19 protein-coding genes are annotated in these 18,751 nt (G+C 69.9%); 7 read left to right on the top strand and 12 right to left on the bottom strand.

Translation table 11 applies throughout. From position 1 onward, the window contains the following. Window positions 1–35 precede the first annotated feature (35 nt). The 4 genes from GNX95_RS41760 to lysS form a co-directional block, all read right to left on the bottom strand. Window positions 36–1,232 (bottom strand): hypothetical protein, encoded by a 1,197-nt coding sequence (locus tag GNX95_RS41760; protein WP_163513676.1) that lies wholly within the window; start codon window positions 1,230–1,232, stop codon window positions 36–38. Window positions 1,233–1,236: 4 nt separating this feature from the next. Then, entirely contained in the window at window positions 1,237–1,581 is a 345-nt protein-coding gene (locus GNX95_RS41755) for a histone-like nucleoid-structuring protein Lsr2 (protein ID WP_163513675.1), read from the bottom strand. A gap of 274 nt (window positions 1,582–1,855) precedes the next feature. Continuing rightward, window positions 1,856–2,395, bottom strand: a complete 540-nt coding sequence (locus GNX95_RS41750) for a hypothetical protein (protein ID WP_163513674.1) — start codon at window positions 2,393–2,395, stop codon at window positions 1,856–1,858. 185 nt (window positions 2,396–2,580) lie between these two features. Then, window positions 2,581–4,080, bottom strand: coding sequence for a lysine--tRNA ligase (lysS, locus tag GNX95_RS41745; protein WP_425483951.1), 1,500 nt, complete (start codon window positions 4,078–4,080; stop codon window positions 2,581–2,583). Window positions 4,081–4,138: 58 nt separating this feature from the next. Between lysS and GNX95_RS41740 the strand changes: the two genes are divergently transcribed. Further along, on the top strand, window positions 4,139–4,894 hold the full coding sequence (locus GNX95_RS41740) for a class I SAM-dependent methyltransferase (protein WP_163513673.1): 756 nt from the start codon (window positions 4,139–4,141) through the stop codon (window positions 4,892–4,894). A 12-nt stretch (window positions 4,895–4,906) separates the two neighbouring features. Here the strand turns inward: GNX95_RS41740 and GNX95_RS41735 are convergent, their stop codons facing one another. Genes GNX95_RS41735 through GNX95_RS41725 form a run of 3 tightly spaced genes read right to left on the bottom strand, consistent with a single transcriptional unit; the run spans window position 4,907 to window position 7,443 of the window. After that, complete coding sequence (locus GNX95_RS41735) at window positions 4,907–5,671, bottom strand: type III pantothenate kinase (RefSeq protein WP_163513672.1); 765 nt, start codon at window positions 5,669–5,671, stop codon at window positions 4,907–4,909. Continuing rightward, a complete protein-coding gene (panC, locus tag GNX95_RS41730) occupies window positions 5,672–6,541 on the bottom strand; it encodes a pantoate--beta-alanine ligase (protein WP_246281939.1) in 870 nt (289 codons plus the stop codon). Then, window positions 6,538–7,443, bottom strand: coding sequence for a Rossmann-like and DUF2520 domain-containing protein (locus GNX95_RS41725; protein WP_163513671.1), 906 nt, complete (start codon window positions 7,441–7,443; stop codon window positions 6,538–6,540). The genes panC and GNX95_RS41725 overlap by 4 nt, the downstream gene beginning before the upstream one ends. Before the next feature lie 152 nt (window positions 7,444–7,595). Here GNX95_RS41725 and GNX95_RS42305 point away from each other — a divergent pair, with 152 nt between their 5' ends. From GNX95_RS42305 to GNX95_RS41710, 3 genes are all read left to right on the top strand, one after another. Continuing rightward, a complete protein-coding gene (locus GNX95_RS42305) occupies window positions 7,596–7,847 on the top strand; it encodes a hypothetical protein (RefSeq protein WP_187369769.1) in 252 nt (83 codons plus the stop codon). A gap of 695 nt (window positions 7,848–8,542) precedes the next feature. Then, window positions 8,543–8,953 (top strand): hypothetical protein, encoded by a 411-nt coding sequence (locus tag GNX95_RS41715; protein WP_163513670.1) that lies wholly within the window; start codon window positions 8,543–8,545, stop codon window positions 8,951–8,953. Window positions 8,954–9,013: 60 nt separating this feature from the next. Continuing rightward, the gene (locus GNX95_RS41710; protein ID WP_163513669.1) at window positions 9,014–9,379 is read left to right on the top strand and encodes a hypothetical protein; all 366 of its coding nucleotides are present in this window, start codon (window positions 9,014–9,016) and stop codon (window positions 9,377–9,379) included. On the opposite strand, the gene GNX95_RS41705 is transcribed toward GNX95_RS41710, so the two are convergent. Together GNX95_RS41705 and GNX95_RS41700 are read right to left on the bottom strand one after the other, a co-directional pair. After that, entirely contained in the window at window positions 9,376–10,728 is a 1,353-nt protein-coding gene (locus GNX95_RS41705; RefSeq protein ID WP_163513668.1) for a sensor histidine kinase, read from the bottom strand. The genes GNX95_RS41710 and GNX95_RS41705 overlap by 4 nt on opposite strands. After that, window positions 10,721–11,398: a response regulator transcription factor gene (locus tag GNX95_RS41700; RefSeq protein WP_163513870.1), complete on the bottom strand. Its 678-nt coding sequence runs from the start codon at window positions 11,396–11,398 to the stop codon at window positions 10,721–10,723. Before GNX95_RS41700 ends, GNX95_RS41705 begins: the two co-directional genes overlap by 8 nt. Window positions 11,399–11,495: 97 nt before the next feature. Here GNX95_RS41700 and GNX95_RS41695 point away from each other — a divergent pair, with 97 nt between their 5' ends. From GNX95_RS41695 to GNX95_RS41685, 3 genes are read left to right on the top strand one after another with little or no spacing between them, the layout of a single operon-like run. After that, a complete protein-coding gene (locus tag GNX95_RS41695; RefSeq protein WP_222854323.1) occupies window positions 11,496–12,677 on the top strand; it encodes a LolA family protein in 1,182 nt (393 codons plus the stop codon). After that, window positions 12,674–13,663 (top strand): ABC transporter ATP-binding protein, encoded by a 990-nt coding sequence (locus GNX95_RS41690; protein ID WP_163513667.1) that lies wholly within the window; start codon window positions 12,674–12,676, stop codon window positions 13,661–13,663. The genes GNX95_RS41695 and GNX95_RS41690 overlap by 4 nt, the downstream gene beginning before the upstream one ends. Next, a complete protein-coding gene (locus GNX95_RS41685; RefSeq protein ID WP_163513666.1) occupies window positions 13,650–14,504 on the top strand; it encodes an ABC transporter permease in 855 nt (284 codons plus the stop codon). Before GNX95_RS41690 ends, GNX95_RS41685 begins: the two co-directional genes overlap by 14 nt. A 24-nt stretch (window positions 14,505–14,528) precedes the next feature. On the opposite strand, the gene GNX95_RS41680 is transcribed toward GNX95_RS41685, so the two are convergent. From GNX95_RS41680 to hutU, 3 genes are read right to left on the bottom strand one after another with little or no spacing between them, the layout of a single operon-like run. Beyond that, entirely contained in the window at window positions 14,529–15,857 is a 1,329-nt protein-coding gene (locus GNX95_RS41680) for a hypothetical protein (RefSeq protein ID WP_163513665.1), read from the bottom strand. Window positions 15,858–15,906: 49 nt separating this feature from the next. Further along, window positions 15,907–17,097 carry an imidazolonepropionase gene (gene hutI, locus GNX95_RS41675; protein ID WP_163513664.1) on the bottom strand — a complete coding sequence of 397 codons (1,191 nt, stop codon included), beginning with the start codon at window positions 17,095–17,097 and terminating at the stop codon, window positions 15,907–15,909. Then, window positions 17,094–18,749: a urocanate hydratase gene (gene hutU / locus GNX95_RS41670; RefSeq protein WP_163513663.1), complete on the bottom strand. Its 1,656-nt coding sequence runs from the start codon at window positions 18,747–18,749 to the stop codon at window positions 17,094–17,096. Before hutU ends, hutI begins: the two co-directional genes overlap by 4 nt. Window positions 18,750–18,751 lie beyond the last annotated feature (2 nt).

Genomic DNA, 18,751 nt, shown 5'->3' with positions numbered 1-18,751 from the left:
CCTCTCACCACGGATAACACCACAACTGCCGGTCGTCATCCTGATACCTGTACGCCGTCAGCGAAACCCGCCTCCGACGCGCTCTCGGTTGGCGTATCGGACCGCCGGTCGGTCCACTGCCGGAACAGGTGCGCCACCGCGATCAGGATCACCGGCACCGCGGCCGACTCGATCCGCAGGAAGGTCGCGTACGGACTGGCGACCTGCAGCACGATCACGCCGAGCGCCGCACCGGCCAGCATCATCGACGGCCGCGACAGCGGACGCCGTACGAACCAGACCGCCGCGAGCAGCAACGCCAGCAGCACCAACGGATATTTCCAGGCGGTCAGCAGCTCGGCCCTGGCGATCGAGTGCAGCAGGCCGGGATAGCGCTGCAGGGCCTCCGGCCAGGAGCTCACGCCGGTGGCGCGGAAAGCGAGCACGGTCTGCGAGGCGCCGTTCACGGCGAGCCAGCCGAGCGAGATCAGATTGCCGGCGATGGTCGCCAGCAGTGGACCAGTCCAACCGGTGCGCATCGTCCACCCGCCGTGCCGCCGGCGGTGCTGGATGAGCGCCGAGAGCCAGCCGAGCGCCACGATGCCGCCGATCACCGGTGTCGCCTGGCGGGTCAGGCCGATGGCGGTCACCAGCGCCGCGATCGCGACCCAGCGGACGATCGTCGCGCGGCTGGCCGGCTCCGGCGCGTCGGCGCGCTCGTCGGCGGCGGTCAGCGGCAGGAGCAGCAGGACGGCCACCTCCAATGCCAGCACCGGCCCCTCGGTGAGGCCGGACAGCGTGAAGGTGACCAGCGGCGGCAGCGCGTACGCGGCCAGGGACAGGCACACGGCGACCGGCTCGGGGACCCACCGGACCAGCAACACGGTCAGTCCGACGACCGCGACGACCGAGGCCAGCAGCGGCACCGCGAGGATGCCGGCCGGCCCGAACAGCCACACGAACGGCACCGACAGCAGCGGATAGAGCAGCCGCGAGCGCTGGAACGACTCGTTGAACGGGTCCGGCGCGGTCGGACACGGCGCCGGCTTGATGGCGCCCTGCTGCTGCAGGAAGTGGTGCGCCTGGCAGAGCGCGTCAGGCTGGCTGGTGCCGCCGTAGTAGAGGCTGTGCCACAGGTACGAGCCGGTGTCCGGGGTGATCAGCAGAGAGTGCGCGTATGTGCTGGCCCAGGCCAACGCGAGGCCGGCGGCCAGCACGAACCACCAGAACGGCCGCAGGCCCCACCAGCTCATCCTCTTACGACTGCGCGTGATATTGCTCGATGATGTCGGCCGGGATCCGGCCTCGGTCGCTCACTGGCAGGCCGCGCTTGCGGGCCCACGCGCGGATCGCCTGGTTCTGCTCGCGGTCGGCGCCGACGGTCGCGGCCGGCTGCGGCGGCCGCACCGCCGGCCGGGTCGGTGCCTTGCCGGCCCGCCGGGCCTTCTCGGTGTAGACGGCCAGCTGGTCGCGCAGCTTGGCCGCGTTCTTGGCGGACAGGTCGATCTCGTACGCGACCCCGTCGAGTGCGAACCGGATGGTCTCGTCGGCCTTCCCGCCGTCGAGGTCGTCAATCAGGATGATCTCTGTCCGCTGCACCACCGCGTTGCTGTCCTTCCCGCAGGAACGTCCCCGTGTTGCCTTGCCTCCAGCATGCCGGTCGGGTCCGACATTCTCGTCGGCGGTTCGTCGGTTTCCGACTCCTCCGATCGCGGCGGAGCGGTCCCGTACGACCCAGGCCCGCCTCGCCGACGGAGCATACCCGCTGCCGTCCCGGCCACCGGCAGCGACGGTCCGGCGACGGTTTGCGGTCAACGCACGCATGGCCCCCACGCGTGCGTCGAACGCACGCATGGGGGCCATGCGACCGTCCGGGCTAGAGCCCGTTGGAGCGGTTGATGAGGTCTTGCGCGGTCCCCTGCGCCTGGTCGTAGCGGTCCGGGAAGGCCGACCGCTGGACGCTCTGCGCCACCTGGCCGGCGCTCCAGCCGGGATTGTTGGCGGCGTTCGGGATGGCCTGGTCGAGATACTTGTTGGCGGCGTGCGCCACGTCCATGCACAGGTTGCGGTCCTCCGGGCACCAGAACCGCGGGATCTGCTGGAAGACGCCGATCGACTCGCCGTCACCGCACGGCAGGTTGTTGGCATGGGACTCGACCCAGGCGGTCTCGAAGACCGACAGCCGGACGCGGTCGTCGACGCCCCGCTGGTTGCTCACGTCACGCAGGATGCGCAGCACGTTGTCGTCCGCGTTCGCCGGAATGGACGGACAGTCCTTCGGTGTCACCACCGTCGACGGTACGTGGCTTCCTGGCGCGAGTGGACTGGTGGCCGCCTGCGCGGCAAGCGGTGACATGAGGGCCGCACCGAGCGCGGCGGCTGCGACGGCCGTACGGACGATCGTTTTCCTGCTCATGTGGGACGTTCCTCTCGGGTGTGGGGGAAATCCGGAACACCGCGGCGGGAACTTCCTACCCGAATCGGACAAACGTTGTAAAGGACTTTCGTCATAATCGAACGAAGAGCCATTAAATGGGTAGCTAGGTGCCGTGCGTCCCTAAAACGGTCAAGCAGGCATTAGGGGGACGCGCGGTAACACCTTTACTCAGGCCGGACGTACGGGAACAGGATGGTCTCGCGGATCCCCCAGCCGGTGAAGACCTGGAGCATCCGGTCGATCCCCATCCCCATGCCGCCGGTCGGTGGCATGCCGTATTCCAGCGCGCGGACGAAGTCCTCGTCCAGCTGCATGGCCTCTGGGTCGCCGCCGGCCGCGGCCAGCGACTGCGCGACCAGCCGCTCGCGCTGGATGACCGGGTCGACCAGCTCGGAATAGCCGGTGCCGCGCTCGACGCCGCCGATGTAGAGGTCCCACTTCTCGGTCACGCCGGACTTGCTGCGGTGCTCGCGGGTGAGCGGCGAGGTGTCCACCGGGTAGTCGCAGACGAAGACCGGGCCGGCCAGCTGCTCCTCGCAGAGCGCCTCCAGCAGCTCCTCGACCAGCTTGCCGTGGGTGGCGTGCGGCGGAATCGGCACCTCGAACTTCTCCGCGTACGCGCGAAGCGTCTCGACGCTGGTCTCCGGGGTGATCTCGGCCTGCACGGCGGCCGACACCAGCTCGTACAGCGAGACCCACGGCCAGTCGCCGCCGAGGTCCAGCTCGCCGCCGTCCATCCTGGTCACCGTGGTGGAGCCGTAGATGGCCTGCGCGGTCTCCTGGTAGAGCTCCTGGGTGAGCCGGCCGATGCCGCGATAGTCGGTGTAGGCCTGGTAGACCTCCAGCATGGTGAACTCCGGCGAGTGGGTCGAGTCGGACCCCTCGTTGCGCAGCACCTTGCCGACCTCGAAGACCTTGTCGACGCCGCCGACCGTGCAGCGCTTGAGAAACAGCTCCAGCGCGATGCGCAGATATACGTCGGTGTCGAAGGCGTTGAAATGCGTCATGAACGGACGCGCTGTCGCGCCGCCGTGCACGTTTTGCAGCAGCGGCGTCTCCACCTCGGTGAAGCCACGCCGGTGCAGCGCGTCGCGCAGCGCTCGCACGGCGGCGGCGCGGATCTGCATCATCTTCCTGGCCTCCGGCCGGACGATGAGGTCCACGTAGCGCTGCCGGATCCTGGTGTCCTCGGACAGCGGCTTGTGCGCCACCGGCAGCGGCCGCAACGCCTTGGAGGTGATGACCCAACGGTCGGCGAGCACGCTCAGCTCGCCGCGCCGCGAGGTGATGACCTCGCCTTCGACGCCGACGTGGTCACCGATGTCGACCAGCGACTTCCAGTCGGCCAGTGCCTGCTCGCCGACCTTGGCCAGCGAGATCATCACCTGCAGCTCGGTGCCGTCGCCGGCGCGCAGGGTCGCGAAGCACAGCTTGCCGGTGTTGCGGAAGAAGATCACCCGGCCGGCGATCGCCACGTTGTCGCCGGTGGCGGTGTCGGTCGGCAGCTCGGCGTACTTCTCGCGCAGCTCGGCCAGGCTCGCCGTGCGCTCGAAGTTGACCGGATACGGCGGCACGCCGTCGGCCAGCATCCGCTCACGCTTGTCGCGCCGCACCCGCATCTGCTCGGGGAGGTCGTCAACGTCGGAAGCCGGCTGCTCAGTCACGTCCTCGAGGGTAGCGAGCGGGCCTCCCCGCGCTCGTCACCGGCCTATTGTGTTGTGCATGGACCGCCAGACCTGGGATCGCCGACGAGTGTCCTTCGGAGCAGTGGCCCAGTTGTACGAGCGGACCCGGCCGGGCTACCCGGCCGAGGCGGTCGCCTGGATGCTGTCCGGCGTACGACCCGGTGGCACCGTGCTCGACCTCGGAGCCGGCACCGGCAAACTGACCCGCGCGCTGCTCGCCGACGGCTTCCAGGTGGTGGCGGTCGAGCCGAGCGCGCCGATGCGCGAGGCGCTGTCGGCGGCCGTACGCGACGCTCGCGTGCTGGAGGGCTCCGCGGAGGAGATCCCGCTGCCGGACGGCTCGGTGGACGGGATCGTGGTCGGTCAGGCCTACCACTGGTTCGACCCGGAGCTCGCCAACCCGGAGATGGCTCGCGTCCTGCGCACCGGCGGCACGCTCGGCCTGGTGTGGAACGTGCTGGACGAACGCACCGGCTGGGTCGCCCTGCTCGGCCAGGAGCTGGACGCGCTGGACCGGAACAGCTCGCTGTCCGGCCGGTCGGTCGCCGACGAGCTCGGTGCCGCGTTCCGGCCGGCCGAGCAGGCCGACTTCCGGCACGTGCAGCGGCTGACCGTCACCGACCTGCTCGACCTCGTACGGTCGCGCTCGTACGTGGCGACGCTGGAGACTCCTGAGCGGGACACCCTGCTGCGGCGCGTCGAGACATTGGTGCTGCGTAACGCCCCGGTCGACGGCCATCAGGTGCTGGCCCTGCCGTACGTGGCCTCCACCTACCGCGCCACCCGCCGCTGATTTGCGGCAAAGTCAGGGGTGGTTGCGGTCGAAGACCAGGCGGAGGCCGATCAGCGTCAGCGCCGGCTCGTGGTGGGTGATGGTCTCGGACTCGGAGATGACCAGTGGCGCGAGGCCGCCGGTCGCCACGACGGTCGGGATCGGCGCGCCGAACTCGGTGACGATCCGTCGTACGATCCCGTCGACCTGACCGGCGAAGCCGTAGAGCATCCCCGACTGCAGTGCCTCGACGGTGTTCTTGCCGATCACACCGCGCGGCGGCACGAGCGGCACCTTCAGCAGCTGCGCGGCGCGGGATGCCAGTGCGTCCAACGAAATCTCGATGCCGGGCGCAAGCGCGCCGCCGAGAAACTCGCCTTTTCGGCCGACCACGTCGAAATTGGTGGACGTGCCGAAGTCCACGACGATCGCCGGACCGGAATAGAGCGTGTGCGCGGCGAGCGTGTTCACGACCCGGTCGGTGCCGACCTCGCGTGGATTGTCGACGTTCAACGCCACGCCGGTGCGTACGCCCGGCTCCACCACCAGCGTCGGAATTCCCTGGTAATAGCGGCGAAGCATCACGGTCAGCTCGCGATGCAGCGCCGGCACCGTGGAACACGCGCTGATGCCGGTGATTTTCACGTCGTCGGCGGCCAGAAAGCCGCGGAAGGTCAGCGCGAGCTCGTCGGCGGTCAGCCGCGCGTCCGTACGCATCCGCCACGAGTCGACCAGCCGGTCTCCGTCGAATGTCGCCAGCACGACCTGCGTGTTACCGACGTCGATGCACAGCAGCACCTAACGCTCCGGACCGAGCGTCACGGCCATGTTGTCGATCAGCCTGGTCGAGCCGACTTTCGCGGCGATCAGAAGCCTTGCCGGCCCGGACTGCGGCGGCGGTCCGAGTGCCGGATCGGTCAGCTCGCAGTAGTCGACGTCCACAGTGGACACGTCGGCCAACACCTTCCGCGCGGCTGCCAGGACCGCGTCGCCACCGGCGGATCCGGCGCGTACGCCGGCTTTCAGCGCCGCCGACAACGCCAGCGCGACTTTTCTTTCGTCCGCGGAAAGGTACGCGTTTCGGCTCGACAGAGCCAAACCGTCCGGCTCGCGGACGATCGGCACGCCGACCACTTCGACGTCCATGCTCAGATCGGTGACCATCTGCCGGACCATCATCAGCTGTTGATAGTCCTTCTCGCCGAAAAACGTGACGTCGGGCCGCGTCAGGTGCAGCAGCTTGGACACGACCGTCAGGACGCCGCTGAAGAATCCGGGCCGAAAAGCGCCTTCCAGGATCTCGCCGCGCGGACCGGGTTGTACGCGCACCTCCGGTTGCCCGGTCGGATACATCGCCTCGACCGTCGGCGCGAACACCAGGTCGACCTGCTCGCGCGCGCACACGTCGAGGTCGGCCGGCAGCGTACGCGGATAGCGGCCGAGGTCCTCGGCCGGCCCGAACTGCAGTGGATTGACGAAAATCGTCGCGATGACCGAGGCGGCGCGGGCCCGCGCCTGCCGCAGCAAGGCCGCGTGGCCGTCGTGCAAAGCCCCCATCGTCATGACGACGGCGACCGGTCCCGGCATCCGGTCGCGGATCGCCGAAAGCGCGTCCCGGTCGCGTACGACCTCCGGTGTGCGCGGGCGGATCTCCGGCGCGCCGATCACGCGCGCGCTCCGTTGGACCGCGCCGACAGCACGTCGAGCAACGGCTCGGCGTCCTCCGGAGCGAGCCGGCCGGACGCGATCGCGCGGTCGGCCGTGCGCCGCGCCATCGCCACGTACGCGGCCAGCGTGTCCGGCGCGTGCCGCGCGAGCGTGTCGAGGTGTGCGCGTACGGTCTCGGCGTCACCGCGCGACACCGGCCCGGTCAGGCCGGCGTCGCCGAGCCGCAGGCCGTTGTCCAGCGCGGCGCCGAGCAGTGGTCCGAGCAGCCGGTCGGGCTGGTCGACGCCGGCCTGACGGAGCAGGTCGGCCGCCTCGGCGACCAGCGTGACCAGGTGGTTGGCGCCGGTGGACAGCGCCGCGTGATAGAGCGGCCGCATCTGGTCGGCGACCAGGACCGGCTCACCGCCGATCTCCATGACCAGCGCCTCGGCCACCGGCAACACCGGCTCCGGCGCGGTCACGCCGAAGGCGACGCCGTCGATCTTGTCGACGTCCTCCGGCCGGCCGACGAAGGTCATCGCCGGATGCAGCGCCATCGGCAGCGCGCCGGCGCGGGTCGCCGGCGCGAGTACGCCGAGGCCGTGCGCTCCGGACGTGTGCGCGACCAGCCGGCCGGGCTGCCAGCCGCCGGTCTCGGCCAGGCCGCTGACCAGGGCGGGCAGTGCGTCATCGGGCACGGTCAGCAGCGCGAGGTCGACGTCGGCGACGACCTCCGGCACCGGCAACAGCGGCACGCCGGGCAGGAACCGCTCGGCGCGTTGCCGCGACGCGTCGGAGACGCCGGACGCGGCGACCACGGTGTGACCGACCCGGATGAGCGCCGCGCCGAGCGCGGCACCGACCCGGCCGGCGCCGACGATGCCGATCCGCAGGTGGTCCCGGTCAGGAGGTGGTGCGGTCATAGCGTGATCCAGTCCGTTCGCTCTGGTACCGGTCAGCCGCCAGTATGCGCGATGCTCTCCGGTCGGCGCGCGTGCTGGCGGTCACACCCGGCCGTGCCCGATCGGGAAATCGTGTTTTTGGCCGCGTTGACGTGGCGTTCTACGGTCGCCGGATGGACGCGTCCACCTTCTGTACCAGCGCGGTCTGCCTCGGCCTGGCCGTACTGTTCGCGATCGTGGTGATGGTGGCCATCCGGCGGCTGCCAGGCGGCAGCCGGCGTGGCCGCCGAAGCTATCCCGGCGGCGGCTCGGACACCGGCAGCTCGTGCGGCGACTCCGGCGGCAGCTCCTGCGGCAGCAGCAGCTCGTGCGGCAGCGGCAGCTCCTGCGGCGGTGGCAGCTCATGTGGAAGCAGCAGCTCGTAGCCCCGATGCACGCATGGTGGCCATGCGCTCGTTGGACTTGAGTTTCAACCTGTTTGGCTCTGGCGGGCTTTGGGGCTGTGTCTGTTTTGCGGTTCTTGAGTGGGTGTGTCGTGGGGCGCGTCGGGTGTGGGGTGATCCTGGTGGGCGGCCTGGTCGGTGGTTTTGGGGCGCTGGCGGGGAGAGTGATTTTCGGTCGGAGGTAGCCAAACGCGCGTCGGACCCGGGCGGGGGTGAGTTGCTTGGGTTGGTCCGGTTAGGCGCGCGAAGGAGTGTCTGTGAACATCCAGCGGCGGCTAGGGCGGTGCTGGTGTGACTGCTGTTGCCAACCGCTGCGGGTGAGATGGCCTGACCGGGTAATACTTGGTTAACAAGACATCAAACCGGGCAATTAGCACGCCTCGACATTGACCCCGGCCCGGCGAGCGGTCACAACAGCATTACTGGCCTCGGCAGTCACACCCACCACAGGTGCTGGCAGGCACGCAGACGTGAAAGCCGTTTTTCTTGCGTCTAGCGCCAGTAACTCGACATTCACGCCTTCGATAAACCTCGCAAGACAGACATTTAGCGCTACATGTACTAACCAGAGTTAAAACTCAAGTTGGACGCACGCATGGTGGCCATGCGTGCAGACGTTGTTGCCGTGGCGCACTACCGTCGGCATCATGAACGGCCTACGGGGATAGGGGGCCAGCGTGTCGACCCAGATTGTGATCGTCGTCTTCACGATCGCCTGTGCGCTTCTCGGTACGTTCGTCTCGGCCGCGATCGTGGCCGGCATCCGAGGGTCACGGGGCCGCCGCCGCGGCGGTGGCGGCCTCGGTGTGCCGCCGGCCGGGATCGACTATCCGATCAACGCCGCTGGCGACCAATACGTGAACACGTCGCCGTACGACAGCACCGGGCCGTACGACGACGGCGGCAGCCAGCACCATGGCCACCACGACACCGGCGGGCATCACCACAGCGGCGGCCACGACAGCGGCGGCTCCACACCGAGCTTCGACAGCGGCAGCAGCTCGAGCGTCGACAGCGGCTCCAGCCCGAGCTTCGACAGCGGCGGAGGCGGCGGCTTCGACAGCGGCAGCAGTTCGAGCAGCTACTAAGGCCTCACACTCGGTGGCGTCGGTGCCCTACCGTCGAGGCACCGGAGACGGGGAGGGTCCATGCGCGCCAGCCTGCTCGGACCGTGTTTCGCCACCCCTCGCATCGACAACCTGGTCGGCGGCTTGTGCTGCACGTTGTGCTGCGGCGGCGTGGTCCTGGCCATCGTCGCGATCGCGGTCAGCATCTTCGCCGTCAACCGCGACTATCCGGGTCGTCGTACGGCCGGCTTAGGTGGCACCTTCACCGCGAGCAGCAGCTGCGCCTACACCTGCGGCTACCACGGCGACGGCCACAGCGGTGGACACCACGGCGCTGGACATCACGACAGTGGCCACAGCGACGCAGGACACAGCGACGGAGGACATGACAGCGGTTGTGGCGGATGTGGCAGCAGCTGCAGCGGTTGCGGCAGCAGCACCCACTAGGCAGCGGGCAGGCGTACGGTCGCGACCAGGCCGGGCGAGCCGTCGTCCAGCGTCACCGTGCCGCCATGAGCGCGTACGAGGTCTGCCACGATCGCCAACCCCAGCCCCACGCCTCCGTCGTCACGAGCGCGCGCGTCGTCGAGCCGCGTGAACCGCTCGAAGACCCGGTCGCGATCGCCGGCCGGAATGCCGGGACCGTCGTCCCTCACGCGCACGACCACCTCGCGGTCGTCCGCGGTCACCGCGACGCCGACGGACGTACGCGCGTGCCGGACGGCGTTGTCGAGCAGGTTGGCCACCACGCGCGAGAGCTGGTCACGGTCGCCGGTGACCAGCGGCAGGTCGTCCGGCGCGGTCACCGCGACGCCGTCGTGGCGCTTGGCCATCCCCCGCGCCACCTCGGCCAGGTCGACCTTCTCCGAACGCGGCGGCGCGACCATGCCGGCGTCCATCCGCGCGAGCAGCAGCAGGTCGTCGACCAGCCGGGACAGCCGGTCGATCTCGGCGAGCAGATCCTCGGTGCTCAGCTCCGGCGACCGCCGGGCGGCGATCTCCAGCTGCGTACGCAGGCTGGCGAGCGGGCTCCGAAGCTCATGAGCGGCGTCTGCGACGAAAGCGCGTTGGCGGTCGCGTGCCGCCTCGAGCCGCGACAGCATGTCGTTGAGCGTCACGGCGAGCCGCTGCACCTCGTCGTGCGCGTCCGGCACCGGCAGCCGCCGCGCACCACCTGAGCCGGTGATCTCGGCGGCGCCGCGGCGCAGCGACTCGACCGGCCGCAGCGTCGCGCCGACCACCATCCAGCTGAGTCCGGCGAGTACGAGCAGCAGGATCGGGAAGCCGATGCCGACCGAGCTGCGCACCACCTTGCCGCCGTCGATCGCGTCCTTGATGCTCGCGGCGACGATCACGTATCGCAGGTCGTCGCCGGAACCGACCGCGGTCACCTGCACCCACATCGGACCGTCGCGACCCGGCTCGTGTTCCTCCACGCTCAGCCGCTTGCCTTCGGCGGCCGCCGCGGCCAGCTTGGAGGCCGGCAACAGTGAGACGATCGCGTCAGCGGTGGTCGAGTTGGCGAGCACCTGGCCGCGAGCGTTGACCACCTGGACGTACTGCGACGGCGCCGCCGGCAACACGACCGGCAGCTGGTTGGCCTTGACCAGCGCGACGATGTTGTCGCTGGTCTGCGTGACGCCGGTGTCGACGCTCGAATACAGGGACGCGCTGACCGTGCCGACCAGCAGCGTGCCGCCGGCGCCGAGGCCGATGGCGAGCACAGCGGTCGCCAGCAGCGTCAGCCGCGCGCGCAGGCTGAGCCGCCAGATCCACCGGTACGCCTTGTTAGCCACGGTCGTCGACGACCCGGTAACCGGCGCCGCGTACGGTGCTCAAGGTCTGTCTGCCAAACGGTGCGTCGATCTTGCGGCGCAGATAGCCGACGTAGACCTCCACGACGTTCGGATCGGTGTCGGCGGCCGCATCCCACACATGGTCGAGCAACTCGGTCTTGGACACCACCTCACCCGGCCGGCGCATCAGGTATTCCAGCAGCGCGAACTCCCGCGCGGTGAGGTCGATCCCCTGGTCGCCGCGCATCGTCTGCCGGGTTGCCGGATCCAAGGTGAGGTCGCCGACGCTCAGCTTCACCGGTCGCGCGCGTACGCCTCGGCGCAGCAACGCGCGCAACCGCGCCAACAGCACCACGTACGAGAACGGCTTGACCAGATAGTCGTCGGCGCCGACGTCCAGGCCGTCGGCCTGGTCGTACTCGCCGTCCTTGGCCGACAGCATCAGGACGGGGACCCAGTTACGGTCGGCGCGCAGCGCCTGGACGATCCGATAGCCGGACAGGCCGGGCAGCATGATGTCCAGGACCACCACGTCGTACGACCCGTTGCGGGCCATCGCCAGGCCGGTGTTCCCGTCGTGCGCGAGGTCGACCACGAACCCGTCGTCGACCAGCCCGGCCGCCAAGGCACGCGCGAAGCGCACCTCGTCGTCGACCAGCAATAACCGCATGTCACGCGCCTTTCCCATCAATGCCTTACTCAGTCTGCTCACAGCATGCCTTGGCGACTATGTGAATGAGCTGAGGGAAAGCCAAGGAGGTTTCGGCATGTCAGCACATCCAGATGAGACGCAGGCGCCAACCCATAACCGTCGCAACAGAATGCTCCGCTGGGGAGTCCCGGCCGGCATTGCGGCCGTCGCGATCGCCGTGCCGGCGTCCGGTGCGGTGCTCAACGCCGACCCGGCGCCGACACTGCCGCCGATGACCGCGCAGCAACTGCTCGCCGCCGTCCAGACCGCGAAGGTCAACGGCCTGTCCGGCACCGTCGTACAGACCTCCGACCTGGGTCTGCCCGAGCTGCCGGGGCTGACCGGCACCGGCGCCCCGACCGGCGGCAGCTCGTCGCTGTCGTCGATGGTGTCCGGCAGCCACACGCTGCGGGTCTGGTACGCCGGTCCGGACAAGGCGCGGATCGCGCTGCTCGGCCAGCTCGGCGAGTCGGACGTCATCCTGAACAGCCACGACCTGTGGGTCTGGTCGAGCAGCGACCACTCCGCGACGCACACGACGTTGCCGGAGCGGAAGCGTACGTCCGGCACGCCGTCGCCGGGTAAGGAGCATCCGCTCGCCAACGCGACGCCGCAGGAGATCGCCGCCGACCTGCTCAAGGCCATCGGCCCCACCACCACGGTCACCACCACCGGCAGCTCGACGGTCGCCGGCCGTCCGGCGTACGAGCTGCTGATCCAGCCGAAGGACAACCGATCGCTGGTCGGCCAGGTGCGGGTCGCCATCGACGGCGCCACCAAGCTGCCGCTGCAGGTCGAGGTGTTCGCGGCCGGCGCCGGCAAGCCGGCGATCAAGGTCGGCTTCAGCCAGGTCAACTTCTCCGCGCCGTCGGCGGACAACTTCACCTTCACGCCGCCGCCCGGCACCAAGGTCAACCAGCAGAACACCCCGAAGAAGCAGCTGCCGGATCCGAAGAAGAAGATCCAGTCGCTGCCGGCCAACGAGCGGCCGAACGTCGTCGGCACCGGCTGGACCTCTGTCGTGGTCGCGAAACTGCCGGCCGGTGCGCTGAGTGGCCAGCCGGCGCAGGGTGACCGGCGAGAGGGCCAGCAGAGCGTACAGGGCATTCTCAACTCGTTGCCGAAGGTCTCCGGCAGCTGGGGCAGCGGCCGGCTGCTCTCGTCGTCGCTGTTCAGCGCGCTGATCACCGATGACGGCCGCGTGCTGGTCGGTGCGGTGAAGCCGGAGCTGCTCTACGCGGCAGCGGCGCAGAAATGACCGCGCTGGCCGAGCCCGGTCAGTCGGTCGAGGAGACTGACGGGGTGCCAGCTGACGACACCGCGATTCGTACGCACGGACTGACCAAACGGTTTCGCGGCGGCCAGGTCGCGGTCGACCACCTCGACCTGGCCGTACCGGCCGGCAGCGTCTTCGGCTTCCTCGGGCCGAACGGGTCGGGCAAGACCACGACGATCCGGATGCTGCTCGGCCTGATCGCGCCGACCTCCGGCTCGCACAGCCTGCTCGGCCTGGCGATGCCGAAGCACGCCGGCGCGGTGTTGCCACGTGTCGGCGCGCTGGTGGAGGGCCCGGCCTTTCATCCGCAGCTGAGCGGCACCGACAACCTGCGGCGGATCGACTGCGCCGACCGTACGGCCGACCCGGCCACCGCGCGCGCCAGGATCGGCCACGCGCTGGAGCGGGTCGGCCTGACCGCGGCGGCACGCAAGAAGTTTCGCGCGTACTCACTCGGCATGCGCCAGCGCCTCGGCATCGCCGCGGCGCTGCTGCAGCCGCGCTCGCTGCTGGTGCTGGACGAGCCGACCAACGGCCTCGACCCGCAGGGGACGCGCGAGATCCGCCACCTGGTCGGCGAGCTGGCCGCCGACGGCACGACCGTGTTGCTGTCGACGCACCTGCTGTCCGAGGTGGAGCAGGTCTGTACGCACGTCGGCGTCATGCACGTCGGCAAGCTGGTCGCCAACGGCACGCTGGCCGAGCTGCGCGCGTCGACAGCGCCGCGCGTACGCGTCAGCACGACCTCGACGGCCGACGCCGTGGAGACGTTGAAACGGCTCGGACTCGCCGAGGTCACCGTCGCCGACGGCGAGGTTTCCGCCTCACCAGGCGAAAACGCGGCCGAGGACATCCTGCGGCAGCTGGTGTCCGACGGCGTACCGGTGAGCGGTTACCAGCTGACCAGCGCCGACCTGGAGGACGTGTTCGTGTCGCTCACCGGGGAGGGTTTCGATGTCAGCGGCTGAGACGCTCGCGCGTCCACAGTGGACACCGCGTCCGGTGAGCCCGCGGTTGTTGTTGTCGGAGCTGCGGTTGGTCTACGGCCGGCGGCGCAACCAGGCCGTGCTGGCGGTGCTCGCGGTGGTGCCGATCCTCATCGCCGTCGCGGTGAAAATCAACAGCGCAGACGGCCGGGGACCGGTTTTCTTCAACAGCATCGCGCAAAACGGCCTGTTCGTGTCGCTCGCGGCCCTCTTTGCCATCACGCCACTGTTCCTGCCGCTGGCGGTCGCGGTCGTCTCCGGCGATGCGGTCGCTGGCGAGGCCAACCAGGGCACCTTGCGCTATTTGCTGACCGTACCGGTGAATCGCGTACGCCTGCTGGTCACGAAGTATGCGGCGGCGGTGATTTTCTGTTTTTCCGCAACGCTTCTGGTCGGCGTGGTCGGCGCGGTCGTCGGCCTGGTCCTGTTTCCGAGCGGCTCGGTGCTGATGCTGTCCGGCACGACCGCACCGCTGTCCGAGGCCATGCTGCGGATCCTGTACGTCTGCCTGTATCTGGGCCTGTGCATGTCGGCGCTGGCCGCGATCGGCATGTTCATCTCGACGCTGACCGACTATCCGGTGGCGGCGATGGCGGCGACCGCCGGCCTGGCGGTGGCCAGCGAGGTGCTGGACCAGATCCCCCAACTGTCGGCCCTGGCGCCGTGGCTGCCGACGCACTGGTGGTTCTCGTTCGGCGACTTCCTGCGTGACCCGATCACCATGCAGGACTCGCTGACCGGTGTGGTGTCGGCGCTGGTCTACATCGCGATCTTCGGGTCGCTGGCCTGGGCCCGCTTCGCCGGCAAGGACGTCTCCAGCTAAGAGGTCACCCCGGCACGGTTCTGGTCAGTACGAGTCGGTGCCGCGGGAGTGGCGGCCGGAGGCCGGCGGCGACTGCGAGTGGCGGCCGAGCACCTCGGAGCGGGACGACCGCGACCGGCCGCTCGCCGAGCCGTACGACGACCCCGAGTGGCTGCCGGCGGACCGGCGGCCGCCGGAATAGCCGGTGTCCTCGGCCGGCGGCTCCTCGGCCGCGCGCCGGCGGCGGCGCGGGCCCGGCGGGTCGTACGGCTGCGTCGCCTCCGGGTCGTACGGGTCGGCCTCGGAGCTGGTCGAGACCTCGTTGTCGGCGCGCGCGGCCGGCGGCATCTGGCCGCGCTCGTGCCGGCTGCCGGACGAGCGCCGGTCGAGCTGCGGCTCGGCCGGCGGCATGCTGCCGAACAGTGGGTCGTCGGCGCCGTTGTCCACCTGGTATGAGGACCAGCGCGACGAGGACTTCGGCGCGGCCGGCGGCTCCTGCTTGCGGCGCGGCGGCGACGGCTGGGCCAGCGGCGACTGCCGGGCCCCCTTGTCGCGCGAGTCGAGCCAGCTGTCCAGCTGGCTGGCCAGGTTGGCGTCCGGTCCGCCGACGTGCGCGCGGCCGTTACGCCGGGGCTCGGCGGCTGGCTCCGGGACCGCTGGCGGAGCTGGTGGCGGCGGGACACTCGCACGGCCGCCGCCGCGCCGCGGCGTGTCGATCGTCGGCATCGGCTGCGTCTGACCGCTGACCGGCGAGATGGGGCTGCCGCTGATCGGCCGGTTGGCCGGCCGGTCGCCTTCCGGGCGGTTGCCGTTGACCGACGCGCGCGCGGCCGCGACCTGCGCCGACCCGCGCGAACCGGCCGGCGTGCCGTTGGCATTACGCGCCGGTGGCCGGCCGTTGACGGCGACCCGGTCGGTGTCGCGCGTGTTGCGGTCCTGGCGTGCGACCCGTTCGGTCTCCCGCATGTTGCGCTGCTTGGCCGGCACGGCGGCACGTCCCGGCGTACGCAGGTCGATCGGCTCCGGCTGCCGCTGCGCGAGCTCGGTGCGTACGCGCTCCAGCTCGGCGCGCATCGACCGCTCGATGTCGCGCTTGAGCACGATCACCTCGTCACGGACCTGGTCGACCTCGTGCTGCATGTCGTCGGTGATCTCGTCGCGGATCTCCGCCGGCTCCGGCCGCAGCACCACCGACAGGCCGATCAGCACCACCGCGACCAGCGCCAGCACGGCGGCGATCCGGAGCGGGCTGGTGCCCTGGCCGAAGGCCAGCAGCAGGGCCGCGACCGGCGCGAGCGCCACCCCGAACCAGAGCAGCCAGCTCGACCGAGCGCGCACGGCCCCCATGAAGCCGGAGCGGGAGCGCGCAGACATACACCACAGGCTAGCGCCGACTCGCCCCGGTTTTCGCACGGGTGGCCAATCAGGCCTCGCCGGTTACGGCCAGTGATTCGGCGACTTTCGCACCATCGCGTACAACTGCGCGAACAATCGGCACCCCTGGCCGATATGCGAGATGTTCGTAACGCGGCGTGTCGAGGACGACGGCGTCGCCGCGACTACCCGGCGTGAGCCGTCCGACGTCGTCGCGCCGCAACGCCGCGGCGCCACCGACCGTTGCCGCAGCTAGCGCCTCGGCGCACGTCAGACCCATGTCACGCACCGCGAGCGCGACGCAGAACGGCATGCTCGACGTGTACGAGGTGCCCGGGTTGCAGTCCGTGGCGATCGCGACCCGTACGCCGGCCGCCAGCAGCCGCCGGCCGTCCGGAAACGGCGACCGTGTGGAGAACTCCACACCTGGCAGCAGCGTCGCGACCGTGCCCGACTGGCCAAGCGCGTCGACGTCCGCATCCGACAGGTACGTGCAGTGGTCCGCACTGGCCGCGCCAAGCTCGGCGGCCAGTCGCACGCCTGGTCCAGGCCGCAGCTGGTTGGCGTGTACGCGCAGCGCCAGGCCCGCCTTCCGTGCGGCCGTCAGGATCGTACGAGCCGCGTCGACGCCGAAGGCACCTTCCTCGCAGAAGACGTCGGCCCATCGCGCGTATGGCGCGCACGCGGCCAGCATGTCGCCGGTCACCAGCTCCACATAGTCGGCGACCTCGGCATCCGCGGGCACCACATGCGCACCGAGGTAGGTCGTCTCCGTGGTGAACTCGCCAGCGATGCGCAGTGACCGCCGCTCGTCGGCGACGGTCAAGCCGTAACCGCTCTTGATCTCGACCGTCGTCGTCCCCTGCCACAGCATCTCCGCGGTCAGCCGCGCGACATTGGCTCTGAGCTGGTCGTCCGTCGCCGCGCGCGTTGCCGCCACCGTCGTACGGATGCCGCCGGCGGTGTATCGCTCGCCGGCCATCCGCGCGGCGAACTCGTCCGTACGGTCGCCGGCGAACACCAGATGCGCGTGGCTGTCGACGAACCCCGGGATCACACACGCTCCGGCGGCATCGATGCGCTCGTCGGCGGGTGGTGCCGCGGCGGAGTCTCCGACCCAGGTCACCACGCCGTTGTCGATGGCGACCGCCGCGTGCGTACGCAGGCCGAGCGGTCCTTCGCCGAGCCCCGGATCGTTGGTGACGAGCTGGCCGATGTCATCGATGACCAGCGAGGTCACTGTGCCGCCATCGGGCTGTGTGCCATAGGGACGTGCACGTCGTGCGCCTCGGCGACCTCGCGCGCCAGCGGATAGCCGGCGTCGACGTGCCGGATGACCCCCATGCCGGGATCGTTGGTGAGTACGCGCTCGAGCTTCTGCGCGGCCAGCTCCGTACCATCGGCGACGGTCACCTGGCCGGCGTGGATCGACCGGCCGATGCCGACACCCCCGCCGTGGTGGATCGACACCCACGACGCGCCGGAAGCTGTGTTGACCAGCGCGTTGAGCAGCGGCCAGTCGGCGATCGCGTCGGAGCCGTCGGCCATGCTCTCGGTCTCGCGATACGGCGAGGCCACGCTGCCGCAGTCGAGGTGGTCGCGGCCGATCACCACCGGCGCGCTGATCTCGCCGCTTCGCACCAGCTCGTTGAACCGCAGGCCGGCCAGGTGCCGCTCGCCATAGCCGAGCCAGCAGATCCGCGCCGGCAGTCCCTGGAACGCGACTTTCTCGCCGGCCAGCCGGATCCACCGGTTGAGCGACTCGTTTTCCGGGAAAAGATCGAGGATCGCCCGGTCGGTGACCGCGATGTCCTTGGGATCGCCGGAAAGCGCGGCCCACCGGAACGGTCCCTTGCCCTGGCAGAACAGCGGCCGGATGTAGGCCGGCACGAAACCCGGATAGTCGAACGCGCGGTCATAGCCGCCGAGCCGCGCCTCGCCACGCAGCGAGTTGCCGTAGTCGAAAACCTCGGCGCCGGCGTCCTGGAAACCGACCATCGCCTCCACGTGCTTGGCCATCGACGCACGGGCGCGATCGGTGAACTCCTCCGGTTTTTTCGCCGCATAGTCGGGAGCGTCGCCGGGGTCGATGCCTTCCGGCACGTACGAGAGCGGGTCGTGCGCGGACGTTTGGTCGGTGACGATGTCGATCTCGACACCGCGGCGCAGCAGCTCCGGCACCAGCGTGGCCGCGTTGCCGACCAGGCCGACCGACATCGGACGGCGTTCGCGCTTGGCCGTCACCGCCTGTTCGATCGCATCGTCCACATTGGACGCGATGACGTCCAGATAGCGGTGGTCGACACGCCTTTGCAGCCGCGATTTGTCGACATCGATACAAATAACGGCGCCGCCGTTCATGGTGACGGCGAGCGGCTGCGCGCCACCCATGCCACCGCAGCCGGCGGTCAGGGTCAGCGTGCCGGCGAGCGTACCGTTGAAGCGTTTTTCCGCCACCGCGGCGAAAGTCTCGTAGGTCCCCTGCAGGATGCCTTGCGTACCAATGTAGATCCACGATCCGGCGGTCATCTGGCCATACATCGTCAGGCCAAGGTGTTCGAGCTTGCGAAACTCCGGCCAGCTGGCCCAGTCGGGCACCAGGTTGGAGTTGGCGATCAGCACGCGGGGAGCCCACTCGTGCGTACGCATGACACCGACCGGCCGTCCACTTTGGACCAGCATGGTCTCGTCGTCGCGCAGGTCGGTCAGGGTTCGTACGAGCGCGTGAAAACTCGGCCAGTCGCGCGCGGCCTTGCCGGTGCCGCCGTAGACGACCAGGTCGTCCGGCCGCTCGGCGACCTCGGGGTCGAGGTTGTTCTGCAGCATCCGCAGCGGCGCCTCGGTCTGCCACGACCGCGCCGTCAACGTCGTGCCTCTCGGCGAGCTGACCATCG

The organism is Fodinicola acaciae (genome assembly GCF_010993745.1).
Lineage (GTDB): Bacteria > Actinomycetota > Actinomycetes > Mycobacteriales > HKI-0501 > Fodinicola > Fodinicola acaciae.
Note: the sequence above shows the minus strand (reverse complement) of the source record. Positions and strands in the feature narration are given on the sequence as shown.

Coding starts and splice junctions, on each gene's coding strand:
- GNX95_RS41740 (WP_163513673.1), top strand. CDS start 4,139: ATGGACCGCCAGACCTGGGATCGCCGACGAGTGTCCTTCGGAGCAGTG.
- GNX95_RS42305 (WP_187369769.1), top strand. CDS start 7,596: ATGGACGCGTCCACCTTCTGTACCAGCGCGGTCTGCCTCGGCCTGGCC.
- GNX95_RS41690 (WP_163513667.1), top strand. CDS start 12,674: ATGACCGCGCTGGCCGAGCCCGGTCAGTCGGTCGAGGAGACTGACGGG.
- GNX95_RS41695 (WP_222854323.1), top strand. CDS start 11,496: ATGTCAGCACATCCAGATGAGACGCAGGCGCCAACCCATAACCGTCGC.
- GNX95_RS41760 (WP_163513676.1), bottom strand. CDS start 1,232: ATGAGCTGGTGGGGCCTGCGGCCGTTCTGGTGGTTCGTGCTGGCCGCC.
- GNX95_RS41750 (WP_163513674.1), bottom strand. CDS start 2,395: ATGAGCAGGAAAACGATCGTCCGTACGGCCGTCGCAGCCGCCGCGCTC.
- GNX95_RS41710 (WP_163513669.1), top strand. CDS start 9,014: ATGCGCGCCAGCCTGCTCGGACCGTGTTTCGCCACCCCTCGCATCGAC.
- hutU (WP_163513663.1), bottom strand. CDS start 18,749: ATGGTCAGCTCGCCGAGAGGCACGACGTTGACGGCGCGGTCGTGGCAG.
- GNX95_RS41700 (WP_163513870.1), bottom strand. CDS start 11,398: ATGCGGTTATTGCTGGTCGACGACGAGGTGCGCTTCGCGCGTGCCTTG.
- GNX95_RS41725 (WP_163513671.1), bottom strand. CDS start 7,443: ATGACCGCACCACCTCCTGACCGGGACCACCTGCGGATCGGCATCGTC.
- GNX95_RS41680 (WP_163513665.1), bottom strand. CDS start 15,857: ATGTCTGCGCGCTCCCGCTCCGGCTTCATGGGGGCCGTGCGCGCTCGG.
- GNX95_RS41685 (WP_163513666.1), top strand. CDS start 13,650: ATGTCAGCGGCTGAGACGCTCGCGCGTCCACAGTGGACACCGCGTCCG.